This is a genomic window from Ohtaekwangia sp. (assembly GCF_036568665.1).
Lineage (GTDB): Bacteria > Bacteroidota > Bacteroidia > Cytophagales > Cyclobacteriaceae > Ohtaekwangia.
In genome coordinates this window covers 1-15,495 of sequence record NZ_DATCSD010000019.1, presented here as the reverse complement: position 1 = coordinate 15,495, position 15,495 = coordinate 1, and the positions used below count along the sequence as shown (strand labels likewise).

Here is a 15,495-nt window from a genome sequence, read left to right as displayed (position 1 = left end):
AAGGGATTTAAGAATTACTGGATATACTATCTAATTGAATCTACTTCGAAAAAATAATCGATGAACAATTTCCGCCAAATCCAAAAGAGTTACTCATTACATGATTCACGGTAGTCTCTTCAAATTTTTGCTGCGGCACTATATCTACTTCCGGCATAGCCGTTTCAAAACGGAGATTCGGAAATACACATTGCTGTGTTAACGCCAGCACCGAGAACACAGCTTCTATACCTCCGCTGGCTCCGAGTGTATGGCCGGTAAATGCCTTGGTTGAACTCAGCTTTGGCAAATGCTCGCCAAAGAATCGTTTTACTGCTGTACCTTCCGAAGCATCGTTGTTCAAGGTACCGGTGCCGTGCAGGTTAATATAGTCTATCGCTTCCAGCGAAAGTCCGCTCATCGCTAATGCTTTTTGCATCGCTGCATACGAGCCTCTGCCTTCCGGTGATGAAGCTGTTTGATGGTAAGCATCATTGGTGTTACCATACCCCGCAACAACGGCCAGTGATTTTTTCTTCTCCTGCTCCAGCACACGCTGCGAAACGATTACAACAAAGCCCGCGCCTTCTCCGAGGTTAAGTCCCTTGCGGCTCGCATCAAATGGTCTGCACGGTTCGCGATCGAGGATCATCAAACTGTTGAAACCATTCAAGGTAAATTTTGACAATGCGTCAGAACCACCGGCTACTACTATATCCAGCATGCCGTGGTTGATTAATCGCGTGCCGTATGCTATAGCATTTACAGAAGATGAACACGCTGTATTAATGGTAGAGATAAAGTGATGTATACCGAGATCGTCAGCGATCAGTTCGGTTGATCTTCCGCATGCGTGGTTTACTACATCATGCAGTTTACCTTTCTTGTTGTCTTGTAAAAAATCCGGAAAGAAATTTTCTGTGCGGTCCATCCCTCCTACCGTTGTAGCAGAGATCAGACCCGTGCGCCATTTGGCTATATCTATACCGGCACTGGCAACCGCTTCGCGCGCGGCTTGTATACCAAGTAAAGCTGTGCGCGATATATACTCCGGCTGCCCCACGTTAGCGGCCAGTGTTTCGTTGGTGGCCTTTACTTCACCCACCGGCAACACTCCGCGATGGATCGAATCGAACAACGTGATAGAACCAATACCGGAAGTATGCTGCCGGAAAGAGCGCATGCACTCGTCCACCGAGTTACCAATGGCGGTGATAGCCCCTATACCTGCAACATGAACAGAACCTTTCAAAACGATCAGGCAGTTTGGTGTGCGCGGATATACTCTGCTATCGTTTTTACCGAGCGAAAAATCTGCGGTCCATCCTGCGGATTATCGATCTTCACCTTATAACTCTGCTGCAGGAGCACGATCAGCTCCAATGCATCAATTGAGTCGAGTCCTAAACCATCACCAAACAAAGGCTGATCATCGCCTATATTTTCAGGTTTAAGATGCTTCAGGTTCAATGCTTCAATGATCTGCTTTTTCAGATCGGACATCAACTGTTCCATATTCCTACTGGTATAATTTTACTAATTGCTCCGCTGTGTGTGGCAGCGCAAGGCCTCGTGGCGATTGCTCTGCCAAATATAAGAAAACATCGTGGTGACTGTCCATCACCTCTACCCAGCCGGCTATACATGCCTGCATAGATGATTGTGCCATCACCTGCTCTGCGTACGCTGCCGTAAGTGCTGCATCAAATGCGGGTGACACAAAAAATGTGTTCTCGCCTTTGATGCGATGCCGTATACATATTTCGCCCGAAACGATGTTCGGTAATGTATATACAAACAAAGCAGGGCTCGAAGATGTTTTGGCTGCCTCGTGATATCGCACATCAGTATCAAGACTTGCATGCGCATTCGAGAGTACCAATGAAACTTCTTCCGGTGCATACTGCTTTATCGCATTCTCTTTCAGCAATACTTCTGTTGCCAGGAAGCCAAGCTTTGCGAGCCGATCCATCTTATAAAACTTCGGATATTCCGGTGCCAGCGAATCATATAGTCCATTAAGAAAATCATCCAGGGAAACAGTTTTATTTTCCCACAATGATTTACCGTTGTGAACGACTGTTTGATTGCGAATAACACTGGTGGCCGATATATACATAGTTACCCTTGTGAGATACGCTCGTTCACATCAATCAATTTCACAAGACGTTTCAATGCCACGCTATGCTCGCGCACATACGGGTTGGTCTGATCCCATACGTAACCTGCCAGTACAGAACATACCTGGCTCTTGATTACCGGATCAGGATTTTTTGAGAAGAATACTTTCTCCAGTGTTCCGTCATACCACGCCATTACATACGTGCGGAATACATCTACACCTTGTTGTATAACTTTTGTATAGTCGTTATCCCAATCAACGGATTCGCCTTTCAGTTTTCGTATCACTTGCTTGCTTGCCATGTGACTGGATACTGTAGCGAACATTACTCCGGATGAAAATATAGGATCCAAAAATTCTGTTACGTTACCGGTGAGTACAAATCCTTTACCATAGAATTTATCGGTAGTAGCAGACCATGCTTCGAGTTTGCGTGGCTCATCCCACACCCACTTCACCCCGCCAAAACGTTTATTCAGATACGGATGTCCTTCGATGCAAGCTTTATACTGTGCCGAAAGATCGCCTGGTATAGCATTGAAATAATCGAAGCTGCCCACAAAGCCCAGTGATGTTACACCGTTGGAGAATGGAATGATCCACGTCCAGAAACCCGGTGCGTACATGATCGCGATGATACGATTCGGCTCATCAAAGTTATCGCGGTTCACATCCTGCACGTGAGCAAATACCGCTTTGCGCGGATCGAGGTTTGAAGGTTTATCGAGGTTGAACAGGCGCGGTATAACACGACCATATCCGCTGGCATCTATAATGAAGCGTGCTGCGATTTCTTCTTTCGATCCATCGACACGCTCTACCGTTGTTATCGAACTCTCATCATCAAAGAACTTTATAGCCGTAACCGTTGTCTCAAAATCTACCTGCACACCTTTACGTTGTACTTCCGTTGCCAGAGCAAGATCGAACTCGGCACGTTGCACCTGCCAGGTCCAGTTCCATCCTTTCGAAAACTGATCGCTGAAATTGAAATCCGATACCTTTTCTTCCTTGAGGAATTTAGCACCAAACTTCTGCTGAAAGTTTTTGGCTTTTATCGCATCCAACAGTTCGGCATCTTCCAGCACTTCCATACAGCGCGGCAATAAACTTTCTCCGATAACAAAGCGCGGAAATTTTTCACGCTCTACTACACGAACTTTAAATCCTGCCTTGTGCACCATGGCTGCAGCTATACTTCCTGCAGGTCCGGCACCGATTACCAAAACATCAATTTGCTCTTTCATTTGCTCTGACAGCTTTGTGGAATTTTGTTCTTCTAACTATAGGTTGGTTTACTCGGGCTTGCACACCAGCAACGTGTTGCCTACACCAAGCATATCTTTTTGATCTGCTACAGTAAATCCGGCTTCTTTGATAAAGCCTTTGAAAATATCAGAGTGATACATCTGGCTGTTTCCGTTGGCCATCGCAGTAAAGTATATAGATGTTTGCTGCAATGCGAACGCTCCTACCTGGAATCGCTGGCAATCCCAGAACGGCTCCAGTATATATACACTTCCTCCCGGGTTCAATGCTTTACGACAACGCTTCAGAATAGAGATGATCTGATCATCGGAGAAGCAATCGAGGAACTGACTCATCCAGATAGCATCAAAGCCTTTCGGGAACGGCAGCGATTCATCGAGTATATCACTTTCGTGGAAGCGTATACGATCGCCAAAGCCCCGCTCGGTTATATTCTTGTTAGCCATATTTACCTGACCCGGCAGATCGAAAATGGTAACGGTAACATCTTCATCATATTGAAAACACTCGAGCGCCCACTTGCCTGTATTGCCGCCTATATCTAACAATGATTTAGGCTTGTGTTGAAATACAATAGGAAGTACATCGGCAAAAGATGCATCGGAATAGTAGTGATCGAATGCCAGCCAGCTCTCTCTTACTTTCGGAGGGAAGTGTGCTAACGCGCGATACAGTGTTGGCCAATCGCCAAATACTTTTAAGCCTTCCGGTTTTCCGTTCTTTATACTTTCATCGAGTGTGAACAATCCGTTATAGCACACATCGTTCATAAAGTCGAAGTTCACCTGCGTGAGCTTGTCGTTCAGAATAAATGTTGCTGTCTTTGTTACTTTGTAAACATCATCCTTGCAAGTAAGCAGACCTATGCCTAATGCTGCTTCCATCAATACACGTACACCATACTTGGATACGTTGACCTTCTCCACTACCTGCGCCTGCGTCAGGCCATCCGGATGTGCTTGTATTGTTTTCAAAATTCCGGTTTCACGCAGTACACGCGTAGTCTGAAATACAGCAGGAGCAAAGGCAATCCATTGCGCCTTTTCGATTGATTGTAAAGCAGTGAGTTTGTCTGTCTCGAAAAAATTCATGGGTAATTGTTTAATTAACTTTTTCCACAACAAGTGCGGCATTACATCCTCCGAAACCGGAAGCAGTTTTCAAAATTCTTTTTAATGGTTTTGACTGAAGTTCCTTATATACATAGATCTCTTTCGGAACGCCAAAAGTATCAAATCCCCGAGTGGGTATCAATTCGTTTTGCAGCAGGCTGCGTATGGATATAACCGTCTCTATAATTCCCGCTGCTCCCAATGTATGTCCGTAATATCCTTTTAAACTATTCAATGGAATGGAACTCATCCCCGCAGTATAAAAAGCTTTCGATTCCATTTCATCATTATATACTGTAGCCGTTCCGTGAGCAGATATAAAATCAATCTCACTTGTTGAAAGACCCGATACTCTCAATGCCTGTGTTACTGCGTGCGCCAACTCTTCCCCTGTGCGTGAAGGGCCTGATATATGGTTGGCATCGTTGCTCACACTTCCGCCCAGCAGCCGTACCGTGGCTGCCGCTCCTATAGCTTGTGGCGCTGCAGTCAAAACCATTACACCTGCTGCTTCTCCAAGGTTAATGCCGGTTCGATTGGCATCGAAGGGTTTGCAGTGTGATGCACTCATTGCCTGCAAACTTTGAAAGCCGGAGACTACAAATTTACTCAGTACATCTGCTCCCAACACAACGGCATGATCGTATTGACCTGCTTCCAGAAAACGCTTTGCTATAATCAGCGCCAGCACTCCGGATATACAGGCGTTTGATACGACTATATTTCGTTTGAATCCAAATTTACTTCCCAGGTAATCGGCCGCAGCATGCAAGTGGATACGTGGATGATTGCGCTCTTCGCCATCCAGCAACTCTATATTTCCCTTGGTAGTGGAGAGTATAAATAACGTTTTGTCTGCTGGCATTTTTATACCGGCCAAAGCATTCTCCAATGCTTTTACAGCGATCTGTTCAAAGCGTGTAGCCTCGTCCGTTGCCTGTATGGTTTCAATCGCTGCAGCCATAAACGGCTTGTCGTTCCAGCGTGTATCGCTTACCGATTTTATACCGGATTCACCCTGGCGCACGCGTGCATAGTTTTCATCGCTGGTGTTACCCAACGGTGAGACTATGCTATCGGCTATTGACCATACCTGCCGTGCCATTACACTTTATACTTGGTTCTCCAATTCTGAAAAAACTCGGGCACGCTCAACTGCAACTGAAAGTTTTTGATGTCGACAAATACCTGTACCGTTGAGCCGGTTGCTACAAGCTCTTTTGTTTGAGATTCATACATCTTGTAACTGAAGTTCAGTTTGGCAGCCACCGTTGGTTCATAGGTTGATTCTACGATTACCGTATCGCCATACCGCAGCGGCTTTTTATAGTCGCACTGCACCGATACTACCGGCACAGCGAGTCCATTCTTGTAAAAATCGAGATAGGAAATTCCATAGGCAGTGCCGAATGCCTCGCGGCCGTCTTCAAAATAGCGGAGATAGTGGCCGTGCCATACTATTCCGAGCGGGTCGGCCTCATTGAATCGCACAATAACTTCGGTCTGATGGATCAGCACGCTTCAGGGGTGTTAAAAAGAAAGGCACAAAGCTAAAAGCTTTCTTCGATAAACTTTCAGCTTTGTGCACTTGTAATATTACATTTTAGGGATTGATCTTACGGGCGATAGTATTTTTTTCGCCACATGGAGTACTCTTTTTTCTTGATACGTTCTAACGCACCGAAGATGGCACCACCCCAGAAGTTACGCATACCAAATCCGCGTGGTTCTGCCACCACGCGTTCGCTGAAGAGTACTTCTTTTGTATCGATATTAATGAACGTTACCCAGAAGGAAGCTTCCTCGTTCATTTTGCTGAAGCTCTCCACATTGAACATAAGCCCGATGCCGGATGCTCCTTTAAAATCGTATGATGCTATGATTTCTGCTACACCATCGCGGTTAAGATGTATATAGTCTTTCTCAGCATTCGACAACATGGAGAGTACATCCAGTGTAGCGTTGTGATCGAGTGTAGCTTGAATGTTCTTCTCTATTTTCTTTTTATCGATGGCAGCGGCTACATCAAATTTATCGCCTTCAGAAACGATGAGGTTATTCCACGCTTCGATCAGGTGGCGAATGTCTGATTCTGATCCCAGCTTTTCACGGTCGCCAATAAGCTTGGCATCCGAGAAATCAAGGCCGAGCCAGGTGATCTTGGCATCTTCTTTAAAAACATCACTGCGATCCTGTGCAACAGTAATAGACGCAACAAACAAGAGGATGATGAGTGCATTGAGTTGTTTCATAAGCGGATATTCATGTTAAACTTTAGCAAGCTATTTCAAAAGTATATATAGTATATATTAAGCGGTTTGTATCTTGGCAAAGATCCTCATTTCGCACGAACAGAGAAGTTGTCCGTCCTGCTCTACTCTGCCCTGTGCTATGGTCAACTCAAGCACCTGGTTTACGATGCGAATGGAAGTTGTTATGGTCGAATTTTGCTTCGGCAAACTATGAATCTGCAAATCGCGCACGGCTGCTATATATCCGATGGGCACCGGTATATTTTTCTGTTGACATTGATAGCCTACATGCACCGCTGCCGTCTGTGCTATATTTTCCACAAGTCCCGGCTCTGCAAAATATCCATCGGCCACAAATACATTATCCGGAGCTATAGCCAGTTGCGTAACAGCATGTTCATCGCTTACCTCCACCAGGTTGTGGATCATCACGATGGGGTCGCGCTGCGGTATATATTGGGTAATGGTTTGTTTGGTGGCCAGCATTTCGGGTTAGGAATATTTTAGGGTTCAGGGTTTCAAGTTCAGGGGTTATTTATCCCAAAAGTTATAATAATTAAACCATTGTATCGGATAGAGATGTACTTTTTGTTCGAGATCGCCTACAAAGGCGTTCATAAGCTTGGAAGTAAATTCCTGCTTCGATTCATCTTCTCCGCGTTCGTACAACTGACTTCCAAAAAAGTGATAGTGTGTTGCTGATTCTTTAAAGGCAAACACAATGGAAACCGGAACTTTAAAGCCGGCTGCGAGCTGGAAAGGCCCGAGCGGAAACAGTGCATCGTCTCCAAGAAAAGGCATCAACTGTGTTTTGTTACCTTCCAGGAAACGATCGGCATGTAAACAGATCAATTCATTTTTTTGCAATGCCTGTCCAATGGCATATACGTGCGAGATATCATTCTTGATAACGATCACGTTGAAGTTATGACCTCCGGTAACCTGCTCGAGGTATTGTTTGATGCGCTCATGTTCACCATCAAACATCACCACATTTACCCGCGTGTTAAGACGTTTCAGTAAATGACCGGCAGCTTCCCAGTTGCCCACGTGGCCACTGATCAATATACCTCCACGTCCACCTTTTACGATATCGCGGAGGTTCTCTTCACCATCAAAATCATACGTGAATTTATTCTCGATGCCAGCCATAACAATCACCTTGTCGAGCAGCGTCTGCCCGAACACATAGTAATTGCTATAGATCTTCCAGAAGGATGAAAATTTCCCGTAACGCAGTCGCTTCCGGAAATAAGCATATATATGCTTTGACGAATTCCAGGAAGCAACAAAGTAGTAACCGGCTACAAAACGCAACAGAAAATACGCGGGCTTTACACCCAGGTATCGTATAACGTAAACGAAAATTCTGTAGCCGAGCTTGTTACCCTTGGATTTACCTTGCCATTGCGGCATTGTATCAGGAGGTTACTTTCTCACCTACGCGATTTGTCACGTAGTCATAAAAATTCTGAAAGGTAACAATGTTAACAAAGTCTTCCGGCTTTACTTTAAAACCGAAATTACTTTCGATAACTACCACCAGGTCGATGTAGTCGAGGCTGTCAAGCTCCAGCGTTTCGCGCAGGTTAGCTTCCGGGGTAATCTTACCGGGCTCTACCTCAAATTCTTCTACTAAAAACCCATTGATCTTTTCAATGATTGCTGTTTGATTCATTGCTATTACTTCCACTTTTTAACAATTAAGGTCGAGTTTGTTCCTCCGAATCCGAAAGAATTAGACAAAAATACGTCAATATTTTTATTCTGAGCTTTCGTCACAATGTTCAGATGCTCAGAGTCTTCGTCTGGTGTTTCAAAATTAATGTTCGGTGCAATGAATGAATTTTGCATCATCAGGAGAGAATATACAATTTCGCTCGCTCCTGCCATCCAGCACTCATGTCCTGTCATAGACTTGGTAGAACTTACCGGTGTTCCGGCTGTACCAAAAACTTCAAATATAGCTTTCGCCTCACTGGCATCGCCTGCCGGTGTTGAGGTAGCATGTGCATTGATATAGTCTATATCGGAAATCTTCAACCCGGAATCTTTCATAGCCATGCTCAGCGAACGTGAGGGGCCTTGTACAGTAGGATTGGAAATGTGTTCGCCATTGGAAGAGAATCCATAACCGATCACTTCGCCCAGTATAGTTGCACCTCTACGCTGGGCAGACTCAAGACTTTCCAGTATAACCGTAGCAGCACCTCCACTGGGTACGAGACCGTCACGATTCTTATCGAAAGGCCGTGATGCCTGGGTAGGATTGTTTTCACGAATGGAGAAAGCACTCAACGCATCAAAATTCCCCATGGAATATTTATTGGTTTCCTGTGCACCTCCGCAGATGATGCAATCCTGCATGCCGTTCTTGATAAACATAGCCGCTAATCCAATAGAATGCGAACCACTGGCGCACGCTGCACTTACTGTAAAATTGATTCCTTTTAAGCGGAAGATGGTAGCCAGGTTCATGTTTACCGTAGAGTTCAGGGACTGGAATACAGAACCCGAACCGATAAGCATGGTGTCTTTCTTTTCGCGGATAATGTCGGTAGCTTCAATAACCGGCTGCGCAGAACTGTCGTTTCCGAAGATGATACCGATCTCGTGTTTATCGAGATAGTCCTGATCAAGACCAGCGCTCTTCAGGGCCTCCGTTGTAGACATGAATGCATATTCACCCTGCTCTGGCAGCATGATGCGTGCGCGTCTGTCAAGCACACCTTTCAGGGAAGGCTTTTCAACTTTACCGGTGAGACCGGAACGATAGCCCATTTCTTTACGGGTTGGATCCAGCCAAATGCCAGACTTGCCATCGTAAAGAGACTGTCTTACTTCTGCCAGGTCTTTGCCTATGCAGGAATAAATGCCGATTCCGGTAATTACAACTCTATTCATAGAGGAGGTCAGGGGTAATTTACGGTATAAATACCCAACTAAGAGTTAGGCATGCATACCAATTTATTCGCAAAAATAATTTTTTAATTCCGATTGGCCACTGCCAATTCGCTACTGCACTATAAAGATTTATCAGTGGTGTACCTTTAACCGGTAATTTTCAGGAATAAAGGCCTCCATTAATAGACAGTACAGTTGCCGTTATATAGGATGCTTTGGGCGAAGCCAGAAAAGCAACTGCTTCTGCTACTTCATCAGGCTCACCAAAACGCTGCATCGGTATAAGGGCTTTCAGCTCTTGCTCGTTGAGATCCTGTGTCATATCCGTGCGGATAAAACCAGGCGCCACAGCGTTTACAGTAATGTTTCTGCGCGCTACCTCTTGCGCCAATGCTTTGGTAGCACCAATAACACCTGCCTTCGCTGCCGAATAGTTTACCTGCCCGGGCATTCCTTTTATACCCGAGAGTGAAACTATGTTCACAATTCTTCCATAACGTTTTTTGAGCATACTGTTTACTACGAGGCGGGTTACATAGAAGAAGCCATCGAGGCTCGATCCCAGCACACCATCCCACTGCTCATCGGTCATCCACATCAGCAATGTATCCTGGCGGACACCTGCGTTGTTTACAAGCACCTCTATGTTCTTGTCTGTATTTTTTTCGATCCAGCTCCCCAGTGCAGTTTCAACGTCTGCCTTACTGGACACATCGAACTTCAGGATCTCACCGGTAACATTTTTCTCTTTGATCAACTCCAGCGTTTTCAAGGCTTCAGCTTCATTGCTTTTATAGTTGATCAGTATATTATATCCCTGCTCGGCAAGTTTAATAGCAACAGCTCTGCCTATACCACGGGAACCTCCAGTAACGAGTGCGTATTTCATGTTGAACGGAAATAGGGTAAAGTAACGCGATACAATTAATTAATCGGGAACGAAGCGCCCAGATTCACCAGATACTTTCTGATCGTCTGAATGTCGTTATACCGGGGCTTGTCTTCCAGCACAGGGCCTACCAATGCACGAAACTCTTCATACACTTTGGTAGTAAAGGTTGATAACCTCGCCTGGCACTTCAGGAAATCAATGGCCTGCACCACAGCAAAGAGCTGTATGGTAAGCACATCAAAACTGTTGTCAATAACACGCTTCGTCATGAGCGCTGCGTTACATCCCATGCTTACAATATCCTGATTGTCGTTATTGTTGGAGATACTGTGCAAGTACATCGGGAATGACAGTGTCTGGTTCTCGGCTGTTGTAGAGGTAGCCATGAATTGCATACCCTGCAAACCGAAGTTAAGTCCCAGCGTACCAAGGTTGATAAACGGAGGAAGCTTCTGATTGAGTTTATCGTTGAGCAGGTAGTTCAACTGACGTTCGGAAAGCATCGTGAGCTTGGTGATCACGATCTTCAGTTTATCCATGGCAAGCGATACATAGTCGCCATGGAAGTTACCTCCGTGATAAACCATCTCGCGCTCGTGATCGATAACCGGGTTATCGTTCGCTGAATTTACTTCATCTTCGAGCACGCGCTGTACTTCTGCCAACGTATCGTATACTGGTCCGAGAATCTGCGGTACACAACGCAATGAATAATATTCCTGAACCTTATCGGTAAATACAGCTTCTACAATTTTACGATGGTATAAATGCTCCGGACGCTTACGGACCAGTTTGCTGTCTGACAACACGTGGCGAATGCCTGCCGCAATTTTGCTCTGGCCGGGGTGGAGCTTTACGTGATTAAGTTCTTCCGAGAAGTGATCATCAAACGACTTCATCAATTCGTTGGTGATAGCCGACAGAATAGTGGCGCATGACAAGAGGCGTTTTGCCTGAATGATGTTCACCATACCTACACCCGTCATGGCCGATGTTCCATTCATCAAACCAAGTCCTTCGCGTAAGTAAATATCAAGGGGTTTTAATTTGTGTGCAGCGTAAACTTCTTTCGCAGGAAGTAATTTACCTTCTGAAAAGAGTTCTCCTTCTCCAATGAGATTCAACGCGAGGTGCGCTAATTGTACCAGGTCTCCACTGGCACCAACACCACCACGTTCAAAAATACAGGCGCTGATTTTTTTATTGAGCAGTTCGCAGATAAGATCGGCTGCATCTACATGCACACCGGATACTCCCTGCATCAGACTGTTTAGTCTGGCAAGCATGGTGGCACGTGCAAGCTCTTCCGTGAACGGTTGTCCGGAGCCAGCACTGTGACTTCGGATGAGGTTGAATTGCAACTGACGCTGATCTTCCTCACTGATCTTATACTGCGCCATGGGCCCGAAGCCGGTATTGATACCGTAGATAACTTTGTTCTGCGCATAGTGCTGCAAAAAGTCAAAGTTTACCTTTACTCGGTCACGTGCATCTTTATTCAACTCAACCTTACCATCCTGGTAAAGCAATTTTTCAAAATCGTCAACAGACAATTTTCTGTTCCCAACAGTGATCATACAAACAGAGATTTAGGCAAAAGTCGCGCAAAATAGCAAAGAGATAGTAATATTCACACGCATGTGTGCCTTATGCTACAATTTTGTTCAATCGCTTGCCTTTAAAACATCCTTTGGCCTCAAAATCTTTAAACAAATTCGGCACACTTACAAGAATGTTCTGATTGTAGATGAAATGACTTCATGGTTATTGTTTGGGCGTGTCCACGAGCGCACAGCACTGTATACTTTTCTGTTACACAGGCCAGGGGTCGCGAAAAGATATACCCGCCTGAAATTGTTTTGCTTCTTCGTCCGTCACCAGGCATCGGGTAAGATCGCGGGTAACTATTTTTTTATCAAGTTGTGTACCGATGATCACCAACTCATTTAAACGATCGCCCCATGTAATATCCCACTTCTTTTGGATGCTCGTCTGATCTTGTATAAATGCAGGGTGCTTCAATCGCTTTTCTACCGGAACAGACGCCCACCATTTACCATATACTTCTGCTTGTGATGATCCTCCCGCCTGACTCCATATCATCGCATAGTCAGGCCGTGATGCCAGCCAAAATATACCTTTGCTGCGCACTACATTTCCGGGAAACTCCATCTGAACATAATCCCAGAACCGCTCGGGATGAAAAGGTCTGTGATCGCGAAATACAAATGAGTTGATACCATACTCTTCAGTTTCAGGTACATGTTCGTTGTTAAGCTCCTTTATCCATCCTGCTCCCTGCGAAGCTTTCTCATAATTAAAGGCATGTGTATTGAGAATGCGCTGCGGATCTACTACACCAAATTCAGACCGGATGAGGTGGGCACCTGGGTTCAGTTTGGCTAGTATACCTTCCAGTAATTTCAACTCACGCTCTGGCACCAGATCGGTCTTATTCAGAATAATAACATCGGCAAATTCTATCTGGTCGGTTAGCAGGTTAACAATGGTTCGCTGATCTTCTGTATCAGCGGTAAGTCTTCGCCTTAACAAAGTATCGGCACTGCCAAAATCTTTAAAGAAGTTGAAGGCATCCACCACGGTTACCATGGTATCGAGACGTGTTATCGTTGCGAGATCATACAACGCTTCGCCTGTATCAAAACTGAAAGTCTGTGCTACAGGAATCGGCTCAGATATACCTGTGCTTTCAATCAGCAGGTAATCAAACTTATCTTGCTTTACTAGCATCTGCACTTCACGGATCAGATCTTCGCGCAGCGTACAGCATATACAGCCGTTACTCAATTCTACAAGCTTCTCTTCTGTGCGCGATAGTTTAACTCCGTTTGCCACCAGGCGCGCGTCTATATTTACCTCGCTCATATCGTTTACAATAACAGCCACTCTCAGTCCCTGGCGGTTGTTCAGCACGTGGTTCAGCAGCGTAGTTTTACCAGCTCCTAAAAAACCAGACAATACGGTAACCGGCAATTTACTTTTGCCTTTACGTTTAAACAGATCCATCATATATACTATAGATTTTTAGAACCACCGTTGTATAACTATATATTTACTTTATAAGCGTAGCATCTTTCAGAATAAAATTCATGTGCTCTATATCTTTATCATTCAATTGCAAAGTGCCTTTGATGGTAATAACCTGATCGGCTTTGAATCGCGGAGGTTTAGTCTTCATATATACCTCCACCACCGATGCCGGCCCGGCACCTCCGCAAAAGAAACAGGTTGAGGAAGGAAACTTGGAGAGTATGATTAGTCGTGCGTCATCAAAATCCATGGGCAGGTAATGTCCTTTCAATTCAAAATCTTTCCCTTCATACGCACGAATCCTGCTATCGAAAAAAGGATAGAGATAATAGGAGTTATCTTCTTTATTAAGCTTCTCGGTAAATTTCACTTTGGCTAATACATCCCATCCATCAGCCTCGGCTACTGGTGAAATGCCCAATCCATACAGCGCGATAAGAATTAGAAGATGTTTCATAAATGCAACTATGTTGCAAATATAATTATACAAACTATAAATGCAACTAAGTTGCATTTATAGTTTTAAGCCGTTTTCGGCTATTGTTGATTAAAATGTTTGAAGCCAGGCATCGGTAGCTTCTGCCAGTTCGGGCACTACATCTTTCTTGCCTGCTTTAAAAGAATGGTCCGCTCCTTCGAATCTTACGAGTTTAGCCGTGGGTAGTGTAGCGCACACGTTGCTGATCAGATCCCACTCTGCCAGTGCATCGCGTGAGCCTTGCAGAAACAACATAGGCAAGTGTATATTTTGCAAATGTTCGGCGCGCTCTATGGAAGGATCGCCTGCCGGATGCAGCGGGAATCCGTAGAATACAATTCCCTGAACTTTATCAAATGATTTCTTAGCGAGTAATTGTGACGTCATGCGGCCGCCAAATGATTTACCACTTACAAACAAGGGAGATGATTTATAAGCATCGGCTGTATACAGGATTACCTGCTCAATTGTTTTGTGGGCAACGGCCGGGGTATCCGGTCTTTTCTTTCCCTGCTCGGTATAGGGAAAATTATAGCGGATAGTACCGATGGATAATTTCGCGAGCGCATGTGCGAGCTTTACCATAAAGATGTGCGCCATGCCTGCACCCGCCCCATGCGCCAGCAGCATCATGGCTTTCATGGAAGGTGGCTCTAATATACTGGCAGATACTTCTCCTATACTTTCGGAGACAACGATCTTAAGATCTGTTTCAACAACTTGTAGTTCTTTCATAAGGGTAATGTACTAAAAAAGAACCATGCGTGATATAGCTATCTACATCTGTCTGAACATCAACTTACTTGCTAACGAGCACAGCATCGGTCAATATAAAATTCACATGATCCATATTTTCAGCATTGAGTTTCAACTTTCCTTTTATGGTGATCAGATCATCCACCTGGAACTTGCGTGAATCTTTAGCAAAGTTTACTTCAGCGATTGACTCCGGGCCACCGCCTCCGCAGAAGAAACATTGACTCATCGGATATTTGGAGATGATAATATAGGTGCCATCTTCCGGAGCAAACGGAACATAGAATCCCTGGATGGTAATCTCTTTACCTTCTAATGCTTTTATATCCGCAGGGAATGTTGGGTAGAATAAATATTCACCGAGCTTCTCGTAATATTTGGGTTCGAACTTGGTCTTGGCAAAATTCTCCCACATATCTACTTTACCTTGTGCGAGTATACTTCCGGCACACAGCACCATTGCTATCAACAAACTGCTTTTCTTCATAAGTTATCTTTTTATCGTCTCTATAATTCTGCTACTAATTTCCTGCCAGTACTTTCGAGATATCGGTGCGATACGCCTGTATAGCCGGTATAACAGCACAGATTAACCCTAATAACAAACTTCCGCCCAAAATTATCCATTCCTGCGGATAGAAAACAAAACCATTTATACCAGCCTTTTGTGTTTCTTCCAC

The 15,495-nt window shown here is 44.8% G+C and carries 18 protein-coding genes; all 18 read right to left on the bottom strand.

Going from position 1 to position 15,495, the window contains the following annotated elements:
• Window positions 1-40: 40 nt before the first annotated feature.
• Window positions 41-1,231, bottom strand: coding sequence for a beta-ketoacyl-[acyl-carrier-protein] synthase family protein (locus VIN08_RS00920; RefSeq protein ID WP_331958834.1), 1,191 nt, complete (start codon window positions 1,229-1,231; stop codon window positions 41-43).
• Between the two features lie 5 nt (window positions 1,232-1,236).
• Complete coding sequence (locus VIN08_RS00915; protein ID WP_331958832.1) at window positions 1,237-1,494, bottom strand: phosphopantetheine-binding protein; 258 nt, start codon at window positions 1,492-1,494, stop codon at window positions 1,237-1,239.
• Between the two features lie 4 nt (window positions 1,495-1,498).
• Window positions 1,499-2,098, bottom strand: coding sequence for a hypothetical protein (locus tag VIN08_RS00910; protein WP_331958829.1), 600 nt, complete (start codon window positions 2,096-2,098; stop codon window positions 1,499-1,501).
• A gap of 2 nt (window positions 2,099-2,100) precedes the next feature.
• Window positions 2,101-3,348, bottom strand: a complete 1,248-nt coding sequence (locus VIN08_RS00905) for an NAD(P)/FAD-dependent oxidoreductase (protein ID WP_331958826.1) — start codon at window positions 3,346-3,348, stop codon at window positions 2,101-2,103.
• Between the two features lie 48 nt (window positions 3,349-3,396).
• Complete coding sequence (locus VIN08_RS00900; RefSeq protein WP_331958823.1) at window positions 3,397-4,461, bottom strand: methyltransferase; 1,065 nt, start codon at window positions 4,459-4,461, stop codon at window positions 3,397-3,399.
• A gap of 10 nt (window positions 4,462-4,471) precedes the next feature.
• Window positions 4,472-5,587, bottom strand: coding sequence for a beta-ketoacyl synthase N-terminal-like domain-containing protein (locus VIN08_RS00895; RefSeq protein WP_331958820.1), 1,116 nt, complete (start codon window positions 5,585-5,587; stop codon window positions 4,472-4,474).
• The gene (locus tag VIN08_RS00890) at window positions 5,587-6,000 is read right to left on the bottom strand and encodes an acyl-CoA thioesterase (protein ID WP_331958817.1); all 414 of its coding nucleotides are present in this window, start codon (window positions 5,998-6,000) and stop codon (window positions 5,587-5,589) included. Before VIN08_RS00890 ends, VIN08_RS00895 begins: the two co-directional genes overlap by 1 nt.
• 98 nt (window positions 6,001-6,098) lie before the next feature.
• A complete protein-coding gene (locus tag VIN08_RS00885; RefSeq protein WP_331958814.1) occupies window positions 6,099-6,734 on the bottom strand; it encodes a hypothetical protein in 636 nt (211 codons plus the stop codon).
• Window positions 6,735-6,791: 57 nt separating this feature from the next.
• A complete protein-coding gene (locus tag VIN08_RS00880) occupies window positions 6,792-7,220 on the bottom strand; it encodes a 3-hydroxyacyl-ACP dehydratase (RefSeq protein ID WP_331958811.1) in 429 nt (142 codons plus the stop codon).
• Between the two features lie 45 nt (window positions 7,221-7,265).
• Entirely contained in the window at window positions 7,266-8,150 is an 885-nt protein-coding gene (locus VIN08_RS00875; RefSeq protein ID WP_331958808.1) for a lipid A biosynthesis acyltransferase, read from the bottom strand.
• Between the two features lie 4 nt (window positions 8,151-8,154).
• Entirely contained in the window at window positions 8,155-8,412 is a 258-nt protein-coding gene (locus tag VIN08_RS00870; RefSeq protein WP_331958805.1) for an acyl carrier protein, read from the bottom strand.
• Between the two features lie 5 nt (window positions 8,413-8,417).
• A complete protein-coding gene (locus VIN08_RS00865; protein ID WP_331958802.1) occupies window positions 8,418-9,638 on the bottom strand; it encodes a beta-ketoacyl-[acyl-carrier-protein] synthase family protein in 1,221 nt (406 codons plus the stop codon).
• A gap of 160 nt (window positions 9,639-9,798) precedes the next feature.
• A complete protein-coding gene (gene fabG, locus VIN08_RS00860) occupies window positions 9,799-10,527 on the bottom strand; it encodes a 3-oxoacyl-ACP reductase FabG (RefSeq protein WP_331958799.1) in 729 nt (242 codons plus the stop codon).
• 35 nt (window positions 10,528-10,562) lie between these two features.
• Complete coding sequence (locus VIN08_RS00855; RefSeq protein ID WP_331958796.1) at window positions 10,563-12,107, bottom strand: aromatic amino acid ammonia-lyase; 1,545 nt, start codon at window positions 12,105-12,107, stop codon at window positions 10,563-10,565.
• A 235-nt stretch (window positions 12,108-12,342) separates the two neighbouring features.
• Window positions 12,343-13,560, bottom strand: a complete 1,218-nt coding sequence (locus VIN08_RS00850) for a GTP-binding protein (RefSeq protein ID WP_331958793.1) — start codon at window positions 13,558-13,560, stop codon at window positions 12,343-12,345.
• 43 nt (window positions 13,561-13,603) lie between these two features.
• The gene (locus tag VIN08_RS00845; RefSeq protein ID WP_331958790.1) at window positions 13,604-14,038 is read right to left on the bottom strand and encodes a hypothetical protein; all 435 of its coding nucleotides are present in this window, start codon (window positions 14,036-14,038) and stop codon (window positions 13,604-13,606) included.
• Window positions 14,039-14,128: 90 nt separating this feature from the next.
• Entirely contained in the window at window positions 14,129-14,794 is a 666-nt protein-coding gene (locus VIN08_RS00840; RefSeq protein ID WP_331958787.1) for an alpha/beta family hydrolase, read from the bottom strand.
• 64 nt (window positions 14,795-14,858) lie between these two features.
• Window positions 14,859-15,302 carry a hypothetical protein gene (locus VIN08_RS00835; RefSeq protein WP_331958784.1) on the bottom strand — a complete coding sequence of 148 codons (444 nt, stop codon included), beginning with the start codon at window positions 15,300-15,302 and terminating at the stop codon, window positions 14,859-14,861.
• Window positions 15,303-15,495: the final 193 nt, after the last annotated feature.